Origin of the sequence: Bartonella sp. AP57NXGY (assembly GCF_042195805.1) — a bacterium.
GTDB lineage: Bacteria > Pseudomonadota > Alphaproteobacteria > Rhizobiales > Rhizobiaceae > Bartonella.
In genome coordinates this window covers 74,604-92,305 of the sequence record NZ_JBHIOZ010000001.1, presented here as the reverse complement: position 1 = coordinate 92,305, position 17,702 = coordinate 74,604, and the positions used below count along the sequence as shown (strand labels likewise).

The following is a 17,702-nucleotide window of genomic DNA, read 5'->3' as shown; positions in this document are numbered from 1 at the left end:
ACACAATAAAAAAGTAATGGTAGCGGAGGAGGGATTTGAACCCCCGACACAAGGATTATGATTCCTCTGCTCTAACCTACTGAGCTACTCCGCCAAAATAAGCAATCATAATTGTCAATAATTACATCTTTTGCGGATATAAGGGGTAGAATAGTAAGATGTCAAGCATCGTTTTTAAGCTTTTCTCTTGTCATTCTATTTTATCCTCGATATGTAAAAGTGTAATTTTCATATGATAAAGTAAGGTAAGGCATGAAAATGGTGCCACGTGTAGCGGTTTTAGGATGCGGTCATTGGGGTGAAAATCATATACGGACACTCCACTCTCTCGGGGCTTTAGCAGCAGTTTCTGATATTGATAATGATCGTGCTGCTAGTTTTGCAACACTGTATGGTGTAGAGGTTGTTACACCAGATGATCTTTTTACTCATCGAGATATTGATGCGCTGGTATTAGCGTTGCCGCCACAATTGCATACGCAAAATGTGCTCCGTGCTGTTAAAAATGGTAAAGATGTTTTGGTGGAAAAACCAATAGCCTTGAATGTTTCTGATGCTAAACGCCAAGTTCAGGAGGCTGAGGCCTATGAGCGAGTTTTTATGGTGGGCCATATTTTGCGTTTTCATCCAGCTTTTGAAAAAATGTGTGAATTGGTGAAAAACGGAGATGTGGGAGATGTGCGATATATTTATTCTCATAGATTAGGCTTTGGAAAATTTCACACACACAGTGATGCTTTATGGGATCTTGCCCCTCATGATCTTTCAATGATTTTGGCGTTGACAGGATGTGAACCTTCCGAAATTCGCGGTGAGGGGGCTGCTGTCGTTGATCAGATTTCTGATTTTTCTCATATTCATATGATTTTTCCAAATGGTGTGCGTAGTCATCTTTTTACTTCACGCTTGAGTTCTTATCGTGAGAGGCGTTTAACTGTTGTTGGAACAAAGGCTATACTCGTTTTTGATGATATGGAACCGTGGAGTCGTAAATTGGCAATGCACCATTTTGCCGTTTGGAAAGAAAATCAAGAGTGGGCTTTTAGCATGGATGAGCTGAATTACATTGATGTTTGTGAAGATTTGCCGCTTACTTGCGAATTACGGCATTTCCTTCATTGTATTGAAACGCGTCAATCACCTCGTACAAATGGTGATGATGCTGTTGCTGTTTTACGGATTTTAACAGCTGCTGATGTCAATTATGATAGATAAAAGAGATAGGTAGCGCTTTTGCATTCTTGTGATGATCAATGGAGTTAATATGCAATTCATCGACCTTGGGGCGCAGCGTGCGCGTATTGAAGATAAAATTAATTCTGCAATTGCGCATGTAGTCGCTAGTGGTAAGTATATTTTGGGGCCAAAAGTAACAGAATTTGAAGAGAAATTGGCAGAATATCTTGGCGTTAAACATGTGATTGCATGTGCTAATGGAACAGATGCTTTGAAGATGCCTCTTATGGCTAAAAATATTGGTCTAGGGGATGCTGTTTTTTGTCCTAGTTTTACATTTTCAGCAACGGCTGAAGTGGTTGCTTTGGTGGGGGCTGAACCTGTTTTTGTCGATGTTTTACCTGATACATTCAATATTGATGTTGAAAAACTTTCTCACGCTATCGAAATGGTAAAAAAAGAGGGACGTCTAAAGCCAAAGGCTATTATTGCCGTTGATTTATTTGGGCTTTCTGCTGACTATGTGCAAATTGCTCAAGTGGCTGCAAAGGAAAATCTTTTTGTAATTGAAGATGCTGCTCAATCTATGGGGGGGAGAAGCGATAATACTATGTGTGGTGCTTTTGGTGATGTGGCTGCTACAAGTTTTTATCCTGCAAAACCATTAGGATGTTATGGTGATGGAGGCGCTATGATGACCAATGATGATCATTTTGCAGAACTTTTACGCTCTATTTTGTTTCATGGTAAAGGTGAAACGCAATATGACAATGTACGTATTGGTATGAATTCGCGCCTAGATAGCATTCAGGCTGCAATTTTACTAGAAAAGTTTGCGATTTTTGAAGATGAAATGGAAAAGCGTGTAGAAATTGCTCAACGCTATTCCAATGGCTTAAGAGATATTGTTACAGTTCCAGAAATAGGAGAAAATATTCGTTCTGCTTATGCACAATATACGATTAAGGTAAAAGAACGGGATAAATTAAAAGATTTTTTACAAAAAAATTCTATCCCTACAATGATTTATTATAAAACTCCTTTACATCAACAGCCAGCTTATAAACACTTCCCTTATGTAAAAGATTCCCTTTCTGTTTCAGAGTCTTTAGGAGAGTGTGTTTTAAGTTTACCAATGCATCCTTACTTGACACAAACGGATCAGGATATGATTATCAAAAAAATAAGAGATTTTTATCACTCTTGAGAGCGTGTTTTTATCCTTAAAATTATGGTCAAAGCTTTATTGGTGATCCATCTTAGAAGGTATTTTTTGTTAGAGTGTGTGGCCAATGTTTTGGTATTATTTCCTTTCTAGGACCTATGAAATGTTGTCCTTTAGAGCGGTGATATGATTAGAAAGTGAAGCTTCTAGACAAGAAGATATTTTTTAACAGAACGGTATGGGCTAAGAAACTTTGTCCTTTAGCTTAGCAAAAAAGTCACGTTTAGTAAAAAGGATTTGGGTTATGAAAGTTACAATGAACCTTTGTTGATTTTACTCTTCATTTAAGGTGTTTTAAAAGATAACTTATTTAACAGGGCTTTTGGAGAGAAAAGTTATTTTTTGGCGAATACGTGATGCTAGGTCATTTTTGCTTTTGGATTTTTGAATCAATGTGTTGATGGGTGATGTATTCCCCTCTTGTAGCGCTATTTGAGCTGCCAATGTTGCTGCAAGTTCTTTTGTTTCTTCTCGGAGTTCTTCTAGCAATTGGTGGTTGGCGGTCGTGTCCAGCTCATGAGTTTGGATTTTTTGTAAGCGTTGCTGATAGTGTGCGACTTTTTCACGCATCATTTGTCTTTCCTTTGGAAGTGTATAGTGTGGCGATATTTTGTTTGATTGCTATCGCTTCTTTGGTGAGAGTATCTTTTGTGGGGAGGCATAGCCGATAAAATTGTTCTGTTACTTGGCTCAGTTGTATTTTTTGTTGGACATATTTTTTTTGCAAAAATTCGTACTTTTGTTGGTTGTTTGCTAATTCTACAGCATGTTGTGCACGAAGAAAATCGTGATTTGCTTCTATTTCCGCGAGTGATAATGGCATTTTCGCACAAACATCTTTATACGCAAAATGAACGGCTTTACGCCAAATAAAAGGAGATAAAAGCACCAGTAACCAGGAAGTGAAAGCAACTCCAAGTATAAAAAAAAGAAATGATTGAATAAGCATAATACCCCTTTTCAAATAAGAAACCGTTTAAAACGGATTCCATGTCGGTCTATGTGTTAATTTTAAATATCCTATATTGATACCAAGGCGTGCGCCGACTCCTGTACGTATTGGGATTAACAAGGTATTGTGGTATTTTAGGACATGAAAACCAACACCTGCAATTAAATAGGCCGAACCTGAAATACCACCATAGCGTCTCCATAAATTATTTATGCCATTAAGATTGTAAACTAAGATCATTAAACGGGAGCCTTGGCCGCCAAAATCCCATCCTACTGAGGGACCTTGCCAAAAAACTTTATGTTGACCATAGCTTTTGGTAAAAACCATTCCTTCGCCATAGGTTAATCCAGCAAAAAAGGCACCAGAAGCTTCTTCTCCTAAAATATAGGCATTGGGATAACCGTATTTTGAAAAAATATTTTGAATTGCAACAGCCAGACCACTGGCTGTTTTTCCAAAAAAAATATGACCAGAATCAATAATTTCTTGGAGTGAATAATGAGGTTCGTTTTGCTCTATTGGTTTTAGTCGAGCTTGTGTAGTGTTTATGGTGATGAATAAAAGGAAGATTAAAGATATAATATTTTTGTACCAGTATTTGAGCAGAGAGAGAGCCATGGAGTTTTCTCCTTTTATTAGTGATAAACAAAAAGATAATATTAGAATTTTCATTCTATTCAAATAAAAAATAAGATATAAGGTTATTTAAATTCTTGAATTTATTTCTGAATTTTTTAGCATGATTGTTAATGTTTCCTATTATGCATCAGATGTTAAGAGTTTTTCTTTAAAATAAAGTTTGTTTTTTTGAATCTAGGAGTTTTCAATCATTATGACGTTAGATATTTCTTTGAAGCCTATGGATCTTGCTGCTTTGCTTTGTAGTCGTATTTGCCATGATTTGATTTCACCTGTGGGGGCTATTCAAAATGCAATGGAGCTTTATGATGAAGGAGGAGCTGAAGAAGATGCTTTACAATTGGTGCGTTTATCCGTTGCGAGTGCTGCTGCACGTCTACAATTTGCGCGATTGGCTTTTGGTTTTGCTGGTGCAAGTGGAGGACAAATAGATACACGGACTGCAGAGCAGGTTGCTCAACAATATATGAAAGAAGAAAAAGCAACTTTAAAATGGCAAGCTTCTTCTTTATTGTTAGAAAAAGATGAAGTTAAACTTTTGCTTAATTTATTATTGATTGCAAACGCAACAGTTTCTCGTGGTGGTGAAATTGTTGTTATGATTTTGCAAGAAGAAAATAAACGTTCTTTTCGATTTGAGGTTTTCGGTAGAACTCTCCGTATACCCCCTCATTTTCTTGCGTTATTTCGTGGAGAAGTTCAAGAAGAGCTTATTGATGCACATGTCATCCAATTTTATTACACAATGTTACTTGCTCAGATGACAGAGATGAAAATAAATATTGATGAAAGTGATGGTTGTATTGTTTTAGAAAGTGTAAAAAAGCTTTGAATAAGAGAGAAGCGCTTAAGCTGTGTTGGGAAAAGTGGCTTCGATTGAACTTATGAGCGATAAGGTTATATGTGTAAATTGGGTGTGGTTACTTCTTAAGCTTTAAGCGCTTTCTATATGAGATTTTTAGTGTGCGAGTTCTCTACTTTTAACAGAGAAAAGATCTCGGGAAAAAATCTCGGCCCGCTACACTCCGAGATTTTACAATGTGCATGTTCACTGCTTAAGCGGTTTTTCGTACGTTCTCTTCAACTGGATCACGTAATACATAACCACGTCCCCAAACTGTATCAATGTAATTTACACTGGAAGAGACTGCTTCCAATTTTTTCCGCAATTTACAAATAAAAACATCGATAATCTTTAGTTCTGGTTCATCCATTCCACCATAGAGATGATTGAGAAACATTTCCTTGGTAAGGGTGGTACCTTTGCGTAAAGAGAGAAGCTCTAACATTTGGTATTCTTTACCGGTTAAGTGAACAGGGCGCCCTGCAACTTCGACAGTTTTTGTGTCAAGGTTAACGGTGAGATCTCCGGTAACAATAACCGATTGTGCATGTCCTTTTGAACGACGAACAACTGCATGGATACGTGCAATGAGCTCATCCTTATGAAAAGGCTTCGTCATATAGTCGTCTGCTCCAAAGCCAAAACCACGAACCTTATCTTCAATGGCATTCATACCAGAGAGGATTAGGACAGGAGTTTTTATTTTTGCCAACCTTAGAGTCCGCAAGACATCATACCCTGACATGTCAGGCAAATTCAGATCAAGCAAAATGATATCATAATCATAGAGTTTTCCTAAATCGATACCTTCTTCACCCAGATCAGTGATATAAACATTAAAGTTAGCCGACTTTAACATCAACTCAATGCTTTGAGTAACTGCTCTATCATCTTCAATTAATAATACGCGCATTTTAGATCCCTCACTTTGCTCCTTCACGAATCATAAGGAGCATTTCTATTTTATATCAGTTAGCAAAACCACTGTTATAAAAACAATTCATTAAATCAAACACTTATAACAAAGCGTTTATGAACATTTCAGTAGTACGCGTAACAATCACTACTAAATTCCCCACTATCCATGATAGTGGTTAACAAAATATTTTTATTTTTGAAAGAGGCTACAAAATTATTTTAGAAAAATCCTATATTTTTTAACATAATAAAAAAGGAGGGCTTTTTCTATAAACTTTAACTTAAAAAAATTTGTAAAAGAGCTTTATAAATTACTTTTTTACAATTTCAGTGTTTATTTACTGAGCTTTAAACCTCTTCAGTTTATAATGGGGGAAAAGTTAAAGAAATAGTTATTGCTCTTTAAAGCAGATTGTATTTTCAGATGCTTTAATGCAAGGCAAAAATTATTATAATTTCAAGTTAATAGACTGTTTTTGTCGGATAGATATATAACTAAAAGATATTTATTGGGTGTGAATGCGAGTTTTGAGTTGGCGCAATCAAGGAGTAGTGAGTATGAAGCCACGAGAAAATATGGTGCGATTGAGGATGTTTCAAGTGCGTGGAAAGCGCCGTGAAATTGCACAGCTTGAGATGATGATCGCAGAATTTGAACGAATGGTGTTAGAGTTGGAAGCACAGATTACTCATGAAGAACGTAAATCTGGAAACAATGATGTTCACCATTTTGCTTATTCTGCTTTTGCGCGTGCAGCGCGGCAAAGACGTGATAATCTGATCAATTCAATTCGTGATTTAGAACTTCAAAAAACAAATGCTGAAATTGCTCTCCATGAAGCTAATACAGAGCTGCAACGTGCACAGCTTTTGGAAGCACGAGAAAAGAAGATTGCTGCGGATGATAAGGATATTTTGATTCAATCTAATTCAATGGTTGGCTAATTTAATGGCTGGATGATAAAAGCAATTATTGAAAAATCCATTCTTTCAGGTTTATCTTTTGGATATAGTATAAAACAGCCAAACTTTTATCAAGTTTGGCTGTTTTATAGATTGCTTTATGTTATTAATCAATGGCAACTTAATGCCTGTAGTGTTGAATCTTGGTCGTTCGTAATCCCGCTAAACCGTGTTCATCGATTAAACTTTGCCATGAAAGAAATTCTTCTACAGTCAAAGTATAACGGTGGCACGCTTCGTCAAGACTTAACAATCCACCTCTGACAGCCGCAACAACTTCAGCTTTGCGACGAATCACCCAGCGCCGTGTTGTTTGCGGCGGTAGGTCGGCAATTGTAAGCGGACTTCCATCTGGCCCAATAACATATTTCATTTGTGTTTTTATCAAGTTGCTCATTCGTATCCTCTACCTTTAGTCAAGGACTTGATTCGTTTATAGAGCATGAAATTTAAAAAAGAGCTAAAAGCGCTGAAAGAAAAAATTAATAAAGTGATTGGGTATGTAAAAAGAAGCTCAAGTTGAAGTGTGTAGAAGAGATTCTTGCAATATTTTACCGGATTTTTCAAAAGAGAAAAAAGGTTTTCTCCTAAACGATTACCATTATGCCTTATTTCTATCATTCTTTTTTTGTTTGCAGCAGCTTTTAAGAAAGTAATGCCTATGGTTGTGGAAAGGATAAAAAAATAATATAAAGGCAATCAATCGTGTAAAAGTGCTAAAGAGCGTGCATCAGAATGTCAACATATGGCTAGCCATTAAACAGAGCATTAAATAGAGAATGAATACATGTTTTTAAACAGTCTTGATTTACCAGGACAACCTGAGGATTCTCGCATTGTTGTTGCAATGTCGGGGGGGGTTGATTCATCGGTTGTTGCAGGTCTTTTGAAAAAGGAAGGGTATAATGTTATTGGCATTACGTTGCAGCTTTATGATCATGGGGAAGCAACGCATCGGGTGGGGGCGTGTTGCGCAGGACAAGATATTGAGGATGCACGCCGCGTTGCAGAAACACTAGGAATACCGCATTATGTTCTTGATTATGAAAAGCGCTTTCGCGAAGCTGTTATTGATCCTTTTGCAGAAAGTTATGCTCATGGAGAGACCCCAGTACCATGTATTGCATGTAATCAAACGGTTAAGTTTGCTGATTTATTAACAACGGCACGCGAATTGGGAGCAGATGCTTTGGCTACGGGACATTATATTCGTTCGCGTTCCCACGGAGCGCATCGAGCACTCTTTCGTCCTCTCGATAATGATCGTGATCAGAGTTATTTTCTCTTTGCAACGACACAAGAACAGATTGATTATTTGCGTTTTCCACTTGGTGACCTTCCAAAAGCCCGCGTTCGTGAAATGGCAGCAGAAATGGGCTTTGTGGTTGCCAATAAGCATGATAGTCAGGATATTTGTTTTGTTCCACAAGGAAAATATTCAGATGTTATCGCAAAACTGCGTCCAGAAGCAGCTAATCCTGGCGTTATTGTCCATATTGATGGAAAGATTTTAGGTAAACATTCGGGAATTGTTAATTATACGGTTGGTCAACGTCGTGGTATTGGGGTATCAACGGGTGAAGCGCTTTATGTGGTTTATCTCGATGTGGAAAATGCACGTGTTATTGTTGGACCGCGTGAAATGTTAGAAACGCATAAGCTTTTTTTACGTGATGTGAATTGGCTTGGTGATGAGTCGTTAGATAATTTCCCTTCTCAAGGTATTGAGGTGGCTGTAAAGGTGCGTTCAACGCGTCCTCCTCACCTTGCGCGCTTACATTATAAAGAAGGTATTTTTTCCGTTGATTTATTGGAATGTGAAAATGGTGTGGCACCAGGGCAAGCTTGCGTTCTTTATGATGGAAATGGTCATGAGGCGCGTATTCTTGGGGGAGGATTTGTAACACATTCAGAACGTGCAGCCGATACTGAAATGATGTTGAAGCGCGTTTTATGTAATCTCGAAACAAAAGATTCTGTTTCCTCAGAACTAAAAACAACAGCTTTATAAAGCATAGTAAATTGATTTATAATGATATTTTTTAATCTTAAACTTGAATGAGAGACTTCCGGAAGATTTTCTCATTGAAAGTTTGTTTTATGATTGAATCCATCAAAATTATATCTTTTACACGTCATAAGCGGGGTTAGGGTGTGGAAAGTGATGATAAAGAAAATGTAAAAATGTTTTTTATCAATGCTTTCAAAGGCTAGGGAACGGCAATATTATTGGAGACTGATAGATAACATACAACATTGGGTATGTTTTATAACTTGAAGTGTTATCATCTTTAGTGGTCAAAGTTGGTAAAATGAGCAAGTGCAATACCTGAGGCTGTGGCAACATTAAGGCTGTCAAAACCGTCAGTCATGGGAATACGTAAGGTGTTTGATTGTTGTAGTATATGGGGTGGTAAGCCATCGCCTTCTGTTCCAAAAATAAGTGCCATTCTTTTGGTTTTGTTGGCTTGCTTGAGAGTGTGTGAGGCAGAAGGGGAGAGTGCATAAAGATGAAAGTTTTCATCGTTTAGAGCAGCTATAATGTCATCTATATCAGCGTTTTGCGTATAGGGTACTTTTAAAGCAGCGCCGGCAGACACTCTTATTGATTTGCGATAAAGTGGATCGCATGAGGTTTTGTCGACAATAATGCCATTACTGGCAAAGGCTGCTGCATTACGAAAAATTGATCCCATATTATCGTGATTCGAGATACCACATAAAACAAGAATCAAAGCTTTTTCTGGAAGATGTTGTAAAAAACTTTGTAAGGGTGGCAGTATTTTGCGTTTACCAATACCCAGAACACCACGATGAACATGGAAGCCGGTGATATTATCCATAACTTTTTGTGGAACGCAATAAATGGGACATAGAGGCTGTGTTTTTTCTAAAAGCGGTAGAAGTCCAGAGAGACGGTTTGCTACGATGAGCAGTGAGATGGCAGAAAACTCTTTCGAATGTAGTAATGCGGACAATGTTACTTTGCCTTCAGCAATAAATTGATGTTGCCGTCCAACAAGATCTTTTTCACGGATATTATGATAGGCTTTTAGGCGTGGATCATCTGTTTCATTGATTGTTATGATATTCAAATGCATGCGAGATTTTTAGTGCTTTTTTCTTATGATTTCCAGATGTTAGAATTTGTTTTATTTAAAAAGAAGAGATAAAAAAATATTTTTTAAAACTTATGGTAGAATTTATGTTGACAATATACAACCATAGGTATAATGTAAAAATACTGATACGGAATCATATATTTTTCTTGTATCGGGTGCAGTGTCTTGGGTCCCCGCTATTTCCCAAGTTCTGTATGCCCTTAATTTCTAAGGGAAAAGAATCTGGGTCCCCAATGCCCAGATTCTTTTTTTTGAGGGTAATCATTGTTATTCTTTTTATATCTAAATTTTTTAGTAAATCATATTTTAAAATCCAGTTGACCTGTAAAGTTACCGTAGAGTGCTAAGATATTTTTTCTAAGGTGCAAAGATGGCTTATAGATGGGTTATAATGCACATCATAAGACTGAAAAATAATGCATGATCATGATAGATTTGAGCAAAAACAAGTTTTTCGTTTATGAGAAGTGAGATGGCTTTAAGTTATTCAGAAAACGATTAATAATGAAGGTTATGTGTTTGATTGCTCTTGGGAAAACTCTTCTTTCTATTATTTTCTCTCTTCTTTATTTATTGGTGCTGTTCGTGTAACTGAGCAGTTTTTACGATAATAATGGTGAGCTGAGGCGTTTATTGTATGATGAAGCTTCTGTAATATTGAGGAAAGATCGTCGTTATGCCAAAAGTATAATGATATGGTTGAAAATATTAATTCCCTATTTCGTGAAGAAAAGGATGAGGTTCATGGATGTAAAAATCAATATACAAAGCTTAACTTTATACTCTATTTTTATTGCGTGTATTGTTTTTGCTTTGAAATATTGGGCATATCACATCACAGGTTCGGTTGCACTTTATTCTGATGCATTGGAATCAATCGTTAATATTCTTGCGTCATTAGCAGCATGGTGGGCTGTTAAAGTGAGTATGAAGCCAGCAGATCATGATCATCCCTTTGGGCATCATAAAGCGGAATATTTTTCCGCAATTCTTGAAGGGGTACTCATTATTATTGCGGCAATTGTTATTTTAAGAGAAGCATGGATAGCTCTTTCTACCGTTAAATTGTTGCAGAAGCCTGGAATATGGCTTGTTATTCATCTTATTGCAACTGTCATAAACTGTATGTGGGGAATGGTTCTTATTGGACAGGGAAAACTCCATCGCTCACCGGCTCTTAAAGCTGATGGAGTACATTTTATAACTGATGTTTTTACGTCGCTTGCAATTTTAATTGGTTTGATTGCTGGTTTTGTCGGAGGATGGGGAGCTTTAGATCCAATTTTAGCGATAATCGTTGCCGTTAATATTCTCTTACAGGGCTGGAAGGTGATTAGAAGTGCTGTTCAGGGATTAATGGATGTTGGCGTTGAATTGAATGAAAGCATGCGGATTCGGGAGCTGATTTCTGCAAATGCATCGGGTGCGCTTGAGGTCCATGATTTACGGACGCGTGTTGCTGGGAGGGTTACTTTTATAGAGTTTCATTTGGTTGTGCCTGCTGTAATGCAGGTAGGAGAAGCACATAAAATTTGTGATAAAATCGAAGCTGTTCTTCAAAAAGAATTTGATAATGTGCGTATTTCTATTCATGTCGAGCCTGAAGATGAGGCAAAATTGCCTCCCGGTACAACGGTGATCCCTTTTATATAAAAAGATTTTTTCAAATTGTCTGTTATGTTATAAGGGCTGTTTTTTTATGATGGGGTGATTCATACCTCTCGAAAATACAATGATGCTCTTTTGTTGATTTAATTTTTGCATCAATCAAGTATACAAGGTTAAACAGAGTATTTAAGGCAAGATTTATTCTATTTCGTTAAAACACTGTCATTTAAGGTGTGGTGAGATAAGGCATATAAAATTTGATCTATTAAGTGTTTTTAGAGTATGGAGTAAATATTCAAAATAGGACTTGCCGGTGTATTCTTTTGTAAGTGAATCTCATGAAATGGTTAGCAGCTTAAATCCATTTAAGAAAACGGATCGTTTACAGACTGTCGGGAGTAGATGTTTCGTTTCTTAGGGCGAAGAGGAGTGAAGCCTTCGTAATAAGTTTTAATGAGATTTAATTATAAATTTTATATAAAAGTTATGAATAGGGTTTTAAAGTTTGTGATCATAGATTAATCATCATTATTGTTGCTAATAAATGTGTTGTTTTATCGATACAATGTGTTCTGTTTAGAGTGTTCTTTATTGCATGAAGGATGGGGGACTCATTAAAAGATGAAAAAAAATAATGCTCATGTCTCTACTCTTTGAAGGATATTATTGTCGTTACTGTAGAAAATTGTAAAGCTGAACTAAAGAATGATGCTAAAGATAGAAACTGGTTTTTAATTGATGCCTTCATATTTTCATTCCAATCTGGCATCAAAATTTTACAAGGACTCGTACAGTTACTGGTGCATCCTAATCATAATATGCTGCTATATCAGGGCTATTTTAATTTATAGATAATAACAAAAAGCAAAGACTTTATAAGGAAAACAAAGCTATAAAGTCAAAAATTTATATGCAATAAATTAGAGAGGTAGATTGAATTTTTATAAAATACTTTATGAAACAACACCAAACATATCTGGCTTTACTTTTACTTATTTTTACAAACGTTCGTTTGTGTTTTTTGCGTTATATTCGTAAAGATCAGATTAGCGGTAATCTAAAGATAACTCTTGGTTGAGAATATGAAAGGAAAGCGTGATACTATAATAGAGTCTTTTCTGTCTTTAATCTTTCAACCAGTAAAAGTGATTACAAATCCGTGATTTCTCCAAAAATGATTTTGTCATACCTATAAACAAAGTTAGATCAAAACGACTTTTTTCTCTTAAAACTGTAAACAAATATATTATATCCGTATAGCTTGAACGAAGTTAGATGTTTACCTGAATAACGACAGTATATATTTTAAGAATAGAGAAGATATTTCATATCGCTATGATGTTATTCAAGAGCTCTTAAAACAATGATTCCTGGTGTTTTTTCAACATAACTCATAAAAGGAGAATCAACGACTTTTTCGTTTTCTTTTCGTGAAGAAGCATTTCTTAACATTGGCCCTTTATCTGTCATGATAAAGAAGCCCACATGTGTTACATCCAATCCAGCAAGTTTCGTATAAATACCAATGAAATCACCAGACTGTAAACGACCTATAACCTCCTCATTAATAAAGTTACTTGGAATATACGTTATCGTGCGTTTCACAACTGGCAACCCAGGTAGATAGCTTTCACCATCAGCTTTTTTGTTGAGATATTTTTCTATTTTTACCGCATGGGGACTTATTTCAGCGGTAATATCAGTGGCGAGTTTATATTCTCTATAAGCCCAATCCGTAAAAAAATGTTTCCGATTTAAAAAATCAACATTACCGTTAATATAACGCGTTTTTATGACGTTATTTATGAATTCTGTTTGGGATGTTGATTTGCGCAATGCTTCAACATAATCCAGATAAGTGAAGCAATCTAAGCCTCTAAAGTCAATAATCAGTTTTTCTGGTGTATTTTCTGAGCCATGTAACATATTTGCTTGGTAAGGTGTCCCTAAAAAAGCTTCAGAAAGAAAGTCAATTAGTGCCCCTTTTTCCTGATAATTTGTTTCTGAACGTTTTTTGAGAAGAGTATTTAATTTATTTAGAGTATAGGGATCTAGGTTTACGTTGGTTGTTTGTTGTGTTTTTATTTTATTTTCTAAAATACTCTCTTGTGAATCAGAATCCTGAACATCACATCCTGTTACCAACATTAATATGAGAATTAATAGGGATATTTTTCGCATTTTATACACCATTTTTGAATTAAAAATTCATGACGAACTATTTCTAAAAGTGCTATTTTTTAAATGCTTATCATGATCATCGTTAGATTTAATGGTAGCATACAATCATTAAGAGTATCAATGAATATAAAGATAAAATAAGGTTCCACAAATTGCAAGCGATATGAATATTTTCTAAGATTATAGAATTAAAGAACTTTCTCTATAATATACTTATTTTTTAATCAAAATTATTGTCAAATAAATACTTTTAAAAATATGATGAGCTTTTTACGTTGTTAAGCTATTCTGGTGATGCTGCTTTAACCTTATAGCATATTCTGAGGGTAAGAAAATTTTTTAAGAGCTTATCTTTTAAAAGGTTTCAATTACTATAGTATATCTAACGTATCTGATGGAATTGAGATTCCTGAAAACGGTGGGATGAGAGGGGGAAACGATGTCTGATAAAATTCATCATAATGTCTCTAAAACTATTGGAAATACTTTGTGTTTCATGAAATTTTGTTCATGAGTTTGTCGCACAAATATTTTGTTCGTATAATGCAAAAAAATTTTTATTCTTTGACAATGAGATAGCAATTAAATATATACCAATTAAAACGTAATTTTATAGTTTTATCTTGACTCTTACTTAAATTTTTACTTTGTTATTATTTTGTATGTGAAAAGTATACGGTATAGAATACTTTTAAAAGGAAACGGGAGTTAAAAGAGAGCGGGGGAGTCATTGTATGCGTAAAATAGTGTGTATGTTATGCCAGACCAAATGCTCAATCCGAAATTTGTTCAGCGTGGGCTCGTTTTAGTGTTCATCACTTTATTGTTAGATATTCTTTGTATTGCGATCATTTGTCCTGTTTTGCCTGAATATTTTTCTCAATTAACTGGAAAAGAGGTCAGTACATCTTTTGTAGAAAGAGGAAAATTACTTGCAGCTTATTCAGTGATGCAGTTTTTGTTTGCTCCTGTTATTGGCAATCTCTCTGATCGTTATGGTCGTCGTCCTATTTTGCTTCTCTCTATTATTTGCTTTGCTCTTGATAATCTCATATGTGCTATAGCATGGAGCTATTCTATGTTATTTATCGGGCGTCTTTTGTCAGGGATAAGTGGCGCTAGTTTTGCAACTTGTACAGCTTATCTTGCGGATATATCTGATGATAAAACCCGTACACGCAATTTTGGTTTGTTAGGCATTGCATCCGCATTGGGGTTTATTTTAGGATCGTTTATTGGTGGTTTTTTAGGTCAGTTTGGTCCGCGTATTCCGTTTTATTTTGCTGTTGGTTTTTCACTCATTAATTTTATTTTTTCTTGGGTTATGCTTCCAGAAACCCTTTCTTTATGGAATAGGCGCTTTTTTGATATTAAGCGGGCAAATCCCTTAGGTGCTTTTTGGCACCTGAAACAATATCCGATGGTTCTTTGGGTGTTATTGGTCTTTTTTCTTTATTGGTTTGCGGAATCTGTATGGTTAAGCATTTGGGCTTTCATTGCAAAAGAACGCTATGATTGGAGTTCTTTTTCTATTGGACTCTCCTATAGTGTTTTTGGGATAGGCCAATTTATTGTAGTCGCTCTCATTTTGCCTTATTTTTCTAAACGATGGAGTGATTGGCATATTGTTATAGTGGGGCTTTTGTTTGCCTCTGTTGCTATGCTGGGCTATACATTCGCGACGCAGGGGTGGATGGTTTATATGGTTTGTATGTGTACAATGCTTGAATATCTTGTTCATGCACCTATACGTGCTATTGCTTCAGCGCAGGTACCGACAAATGTACAAGGAGAACTGCAAGGAGCGATGACATCTGTTATTTCGTTGAGTTTAACATTTGGTTCTGTTTTTTATGTGTTTCTTTTTGAATGTTTTACAGATAAAAATGCACTGTTTTATTTTTCTGGTGCTCCTTTTGTTGGAGGCTTTTTTCTTCTTGTTGTTGCGACAGTTATTTTTGTCTTGCGGGTACGTTAATTTGTTGAGAGGGGCTGGTACGTACTATTTTGCTAGAGAATGCACAAGATAAACAAAATGTATCATTTTATAGGCAGAAAGTTTTTTGTGATATTTGTTTCACAAAGTGTTGTATAGAATATCGATATATCCTTCTCATTTAGTGAAAATAATTTTTTTATTTTGTGATATTGTTTGTATAGGGGAGACCGTATTTTTTCTATTGCTTGCAAATTAATATCCAGTGCTAATGTAGCAGCATATTGAAAAAAAAAGATTAAAACGTATCTGAGTTAGATGTATCAGTATTGTATGAACAATTCCAAATTTTATATGGCAAATTGGAAGTAAAATATTGCTTATATTTGTTGGCATCATTTCTGGAATCGAAAGACAACCTCATTTTGGAAGAATATAACGTTGTAAAATTGAAAAGATGTTTTCTGTTTTGCTATTACTTTTTTATTCGGCTTTACAGTTTTCAAAACCATCTACGGCAATATCTTTTAAAAAGTAGAGATTTGTTGCATTGTCTCACACTTTAATTTTTTTTTTATTCTTTAGGAGGAGTTATGCTTCTCATGCACAATAGAATGCTTAAAATTGTATTGTGAATCAAATGCTTATTTGAAGTTTAGACACTTTACTCTTTTTAAAAATAGTTTTTATCGATACACTTACCTTGCTTGGGGGGAGAAGCCAATGATTTTGATGGATACGACCTTAAGAGAAGAGGAGGGAGAAAAATTTAAGTTATTCAGTGCGCTCTTTTTAGTTTTAGAATGATCAATAAGAATATTTATTCAATAAGTTGTAGGTATAAAAATAATATAATTGTGCGTAGGAAGATGATATAATTTAAAGGAGAGAAGTTAAAAGGTGAGGCTTTTTATTTTAAGATATTTTTTTATAATTCATAATGAGATCACTAAAATGCTGAAAGAGGTAGTGGCTATCTTGTGGTCCAGGAGAAGCTTCGGGGTGATATTGAACAGAAAAAACAGGTTTTCCAATGATTCGAATACCACAGTTTGAACCATCAAAGAGAGAAATATGTGTTTCTTGAACATGTTGTGGTAAAGAGGAAGAATCTACGGCAAAACCGTGATTCATCGATACAATCTCAACTTTTCCAGTGTTAAGGTCTTTAACTGGGTGGTTGGCACCATGATGTCCTTGGTGCATTTTCATGGTCTTTGCACCAACCGTAAGAGCGAGAAGTTGATGACCAAGACATATTCCAAAAATTGGTAAATTATGATCAATTAATGTTTTGATTGTTGGAATGGCATATTGAGCCGTAGCTGCGGGGTCTCCTGGTCCATTAGAAAGAAAAACGCCATCAGGGTTCATTGCCAGAATTTCTTTTGCAGTTGTGTGGGCAGGCACAACAGTAATGCGTGCTTTTTGTGTTGCCATAAGGCGAAGAATATTACGTTTAATACCGTAGTCAATTGCAATGATATGAAGATTGTGCACATTGTTTGTACCGTATCCTTTATTCCAACTCCATGGTTTTTCATTCCATTGCATTGATGATTGAGATGTCACGTCTTTCGTAAGGTCAAGATTGACGAGACCTTGCCATTTTTGCGCACGTTTCTTTAAAGAAGGAATATCAAAGTTTCCATTAGCATCGTGTGCAATGACAGCATTTTGTGCACCTTTTTCACGAATAAGAATTGTGAGTGCACGTGTATCAATACCACAAAGTGCAATAATTTTACGCGTTTTAAGCCATTGATGAAGATTTTCATTGGATCGATAATTTGAGGGATGTGTAATGTCTGCTTTGAAAATAGCGCCAACAGCACCATGACAATTGAGAGGAGAGAGATCTTCAATATCTTCGCTATTTGCCCCTACATTTCCTATATGAGGAAAAGTAAAATTAACGATTTGTTGTGTGTATGACGGGTCTGTGAGGATTTCTTCATAGCCTGTGATGGCGGTGTTAAAACACACTTCAGCTTCAGCTATACCTGTAGCACCTGCTCCTTTGCCTTCAATAACGGTTCCATCTGCTAAGACTAAGAGGGCTGTCGGTTTTTTGATACTCCAAGGGTGGCTGGGTGAAGTCGCTTGTATCATAGTATGTATCCACAATTTATTCT

The 17,702-nt window shown here is 35.8% G+C and carries 15 protein-coding genes and 1 tRNA gene; 7 read left to right on the top strand and 9 right to left on the bottom strand.

What is annotated here, in order from left to right; genetic code table 11:
* Positions 1–17 precede the first annotated feature (17 nt).
* A tRNA-Met gene (locus ACFIL8_RS00405) sits at positions 18–94 on the bottom strand.
* Positions 95–258: 164 nt separating this feature from the next.
* Here ACFIL8_RS00405 and ACFIL8_RS00400 point away from each other — a divergent pair.
* Entirely contained in the window at positions 259–1,215 is a 957-nt protein-coding gene (locus tag ACFIL8_RS00400; protein ID WP_375612035.1) for a Gfo/Idh/MocA family protein, read from the top strand.
* Positions 1,216–1,264: 49 nt separating this feature from the next.
* Positions 1,265–2,383, top strand: coding sequence for a DegT/DnrJ/EryC1/StrS family aminotransferase (locus ACFIL8_RS00395; RefSeq protein WP_375628772.1), 1,119 nt, complete (start codon positions 1,265–1,267; stop codon positions 2,381–2,383).
* Between the two features lie 324 nt (positions 2,384–2,707).
* Here the strand turns inward: ACFIL8_RS00395 and ACFIL8_RS00390 are convergent, their stop codons facing one another.
* Genes ACFIL8_RS00390 through ACFIL8_RS00380 form a run of 3 tightly spaced genes read right to left on the bottom strand, consistent with a single transcriptional unit; the run spans position 2,708 to position 3,974 of the window.
* Positions 2,708–2,974, bottom strand: a complete 267-nt coding sequence (locus ACFIL8_RS00390; protein ID WP_375611955.1) for a hypothetical protein — start codon at positions 2,972–2,974, stop codon at positions 2,708–2,710.
* Positions 2,964–3,350: a hypothetical protein gene (locus ACFIL8_RS00385; protein ID WP_375628774.1), complete on the bottom strand. Its 387-nt coding sequence runs from the start codon at positions 3,348–3,350 to the stop codon at positions 2,964–2,966. The genes ACFIL8_RS00390 and ACFIL8_RS00385 overlap by 11 nt, the downstream gene beginning before the upstream one ends.
* A gap of 27 nt (positions 3,351–3,377) precedes the next feature.
* Positions 3,378–3,974, bottom strand: coding sequence for a DUF1134 domain-containing protein (locus ACFIL8_RS00380; protein WP_375613340.1), 597 nt, complete (start codon positions 3,972–3,974; stop codon positions 3,378–3,380).
* A 214-nt stretch (positions 3,975–4,188) separates the two neighbouring features.
* Between ACFIL8_RS00380 and chpT the strand changes: the two genes are divergently transcribed.
* On the top strand, positions 4,189–4,827 hold the full coding sequence (chpT, locus tag ACFIL8_RS00375; RefSeq protein ID WP_375632317.1) for a histidine phosphotransferase ChpT: 639 nt from the start codon (positions 4,189–4,191) through the stop codon (positions 4,825–4,827).
* 223 nt (positions 4,828–5,050) lie between these two features.
* Here chpT and ctrA read toward each other — a convergent pair whose 3' ends face one another.
* A complete protein-coding gene (gene ctrA, locus ACFIL8_RS00370) occupies positions 5,051–5,752 on the bottom strand; it encodes a response regulator transcription factor CtrA (RefSeq protein ID WP_273790819.1) in 702 nt (233 codons plus the stop codon).
* 563 nt (positions 5,753–6,315) lie between these two features.
* On the opposite strand from ctrA, the gene ACFIL8_RS00365 reads away from it, so the two are divergent.
* Positions 6,316–6,702, top strand: coding sequence for a flagellar export protein FliJ (locus ACFIL8_RS00365; protein ID WP_375606932.1), 387 nt, complete (start codon positions 6,316–6,318; stop codon positions 6,700–6,702).
* Between the two features lie 139 nt (positions 6,703–6,841).
* On the opposite strand, the gene ACFIL8_RS00360 is transcribed toward ACFIL8_RS00365, so the two are convergent.
* A complete protein-coding gene (locus tag ACFIL8_RS00360) occupies positions 6,842–7,117 on the bottom strand; it encodes a DUF1153 domain-containing protein (protein ID WP_273790817.1) in 276 nt (91 codons plus the stop codon).
* Positions 7,118–7,507: 390 nt separating this feature from the next.
* On the opposite strand from ACFIL8_RS00360, the gene mnmA reads away from it, so the two are divergent.
* Positions 7,508–8,731, top strand: a complete 1,224-nt coding sequence (mnmA, locus tag ACFIL8_RS00355) for a tRNA 2-thiouridine(34) synthase MnmA (RefSeq protein WP_375628779.1) — start codon at positions 7,508–7,510, stop codon at positions 8,729–8,731.
* A 280-nt stretch (positions 8,732–9,011) separates the two neighbouring features.
* Here mnmA and ACFIL8_RS00350 read toward each other — a convergent pair whose 3' ends face one another.
* Entirely contained in the window at positions 9,012–9,821 is an 810-nt protein-coding gene (locus ACFIL8_RS00350) for a TrmH family RNA methyltransferase (protein WP_375628781.1), read from the bottom strand.
* Positions 9,822–10,586: 765 nt separating this feature from the next.
* Between ACFIL8_RS00350 and ACFIL8_RS00345 the strand changes: the two genes are divergently transcribed.
* On the top strand, positions 10,587–11,495 hold the full coding sequence (locus ACFIL8_RS00345; protein WP_375688722.1) for a cation diffusion facilitator family transporter: 909 nt from the start codon (positions 10,587–10,589) through the stop codon (positions 11,493–11,495).
* Between the two features lie 1,296 nt (positions 11,496–12,791).
* On the opposite strand, the gene ACFIL8_RS00340 is transcribed toward ACFIL8_RS00345, so the two are convergent.
* On the bottom strand, positions 12,792–13,631 hold the full coding sequence (locus tag ACFIL8_RS00340; RefSeq protein ID WP_375668333.1) for a DUF1460 domain-containing protein: 840 nt from the start codon (positions 13,629–13,631) through the stop codon (positions 12,792–12,794).
* 757 nt (positions 13,632–14,388) lie between these two features.
* Here ACFIL8_RS00340 and ACFIL8_RS00335 point away from each other — a divergent pair.
* The gene (locus ACFIL8_RS00335) at positions 14,389–15,609 is read left to right on the top strand and encodes an MFS transporter (protein WP_375681902.1); all 1,221 of its coding nucleotides are present in this window, start codon (positions 14,389–14,391) and stop codon (positions 15,607–15,609) included.
* Between the two features lie 873 nt (positions 15,610–16,482).
* Here ACFIL8_RS00335 and carA read toward each other — a convergent pair.
* On the bottom strand, positions 16,483–17,679 hold the full coding sequence (gene carA / locus ACFIL8_RS00330; protein WP_375636814.1) for a glutamine-hydrolyzing carbamoyl-phosphate synthase small subunit: 1,197 nt from the start codon (positions 17,677–17,679) through the stop codon (positions 16,483–16,485).
* Positions 17,680–17,702 lie beyond the last annotated feature (23 nt).

What these genes read in the sequence shown, in the direction of transcription:
- ACFIL8_RS00400 (WP_375612035.1), top strand. Translation starts at nt 259, where the DNA reads ATGGTGCCACGTGTAGCGGTTTTAGGATGCGGTCATTGGGGTGAAAAT.
- ACFIL8_RS00395 (WP_375628772.1), top strand. Translation starts at nt 1,265, where the DNA reads ATGCAATTCATCGACCTTGGGGCGCAGCGTGCGCGTATTGAAGATAAA.
- ACFIL8_RS00390 (WP_375611955.1), bottom strand. Translation starts at nt 2,974, where the DNA reads ATGATGCGTGAAAAAGTCGCACACTATCAGCAACGCTTACAAAAAATC.
- ACFIL8_RS00385 (WP_375628774.1), bottom strand. Translation starts at nt 3,350, where the DNA reads ATGCTTATTCAATCATTTCTTTTTTTTATACTTGGAGTTGCTTTCACT.
- ACFIL8_RS00380 (WP_375613340.1), bottom strand. Translation starts at nt 3,974, where the DNA reads ATGGCTCTCTCTCTGCTCAAATACTGGTACAAAAATATTATATCTTTA.
- chpT (WP_375632317.1), top strand. Translation starts at nt 4,189, where the DNA reads ATGACGTTAGATATTTCTTTGAAGCCTATGGATCTTGCTGCTTTGCTT.
- ctrA (WP_273790819.1), bottom strand. Translation starts at nt 5,752, where the DNA reads ATGCGCGTATTATTAATTGAAGATGATAGAGCAGTTACTCAAAGCATT.
- ACFIL8_RS00365 (WP_375606932.1), top strand. Translation starts at nt 6,316, where the DNA reads ATGAAGCCACGAGAAAATATGGTGCGATTGAGGATGTTTCAAGTGCGT.
- ACFIL8_RS00360 (WP_273790817.1), bottom strand. Translation starts at nt 7,117, where the DNA reads ATGAGCAACTTGATAAAAACACAAATGAAATATGTTATTGGGCCAGAT.
- mnmA (WP_375628779.1), top strand. Translation starts at nt 7,508, where the DNA reads ATGTTTTTAAACAGTCTTGATTTACCAGGACAACCTGAGGATTCTCGC.
- ACFIL8_RS00350 (WP_375628781.1), bottom strand. Translation starts at nt 9,821, where the DNA reads ATGCATTTGAATATCATAACAATCAATGAAACAGATGATCCACGCCTA.
- ACFIL8_RS00345 (WP_375688722.1), top strand. Translation starts at nt 10,587, where the DNA reads ATGGATGTAAAAATCAATATACAAAGCTTAACTTTATACTCTATTTTT.
- ACFIL8_RS00340 (WP_375668333.1), bottom strand. Translation starts at nt 13,631, where the DNA reads ATGCGAAAAATATCCCTATTAATTCTCATATTAATGTTGGTAACAGGA.
- ACFIL8_RS00335 (WP_375681902.1), top strand. Translation starts at nt 14,389, where the DNA reads ATGCCAGACCAAATGCTCAATCCGAAATTTGTTCAGCGTGGGCTCGTT.
- carA (WP_375636814.1), bottom strand. Translation starts at nt 17,679, where the DNA reads ATGATACAAGCGACTTCACCCAGCCACCCTTGGAGTATCAAAAAACCG.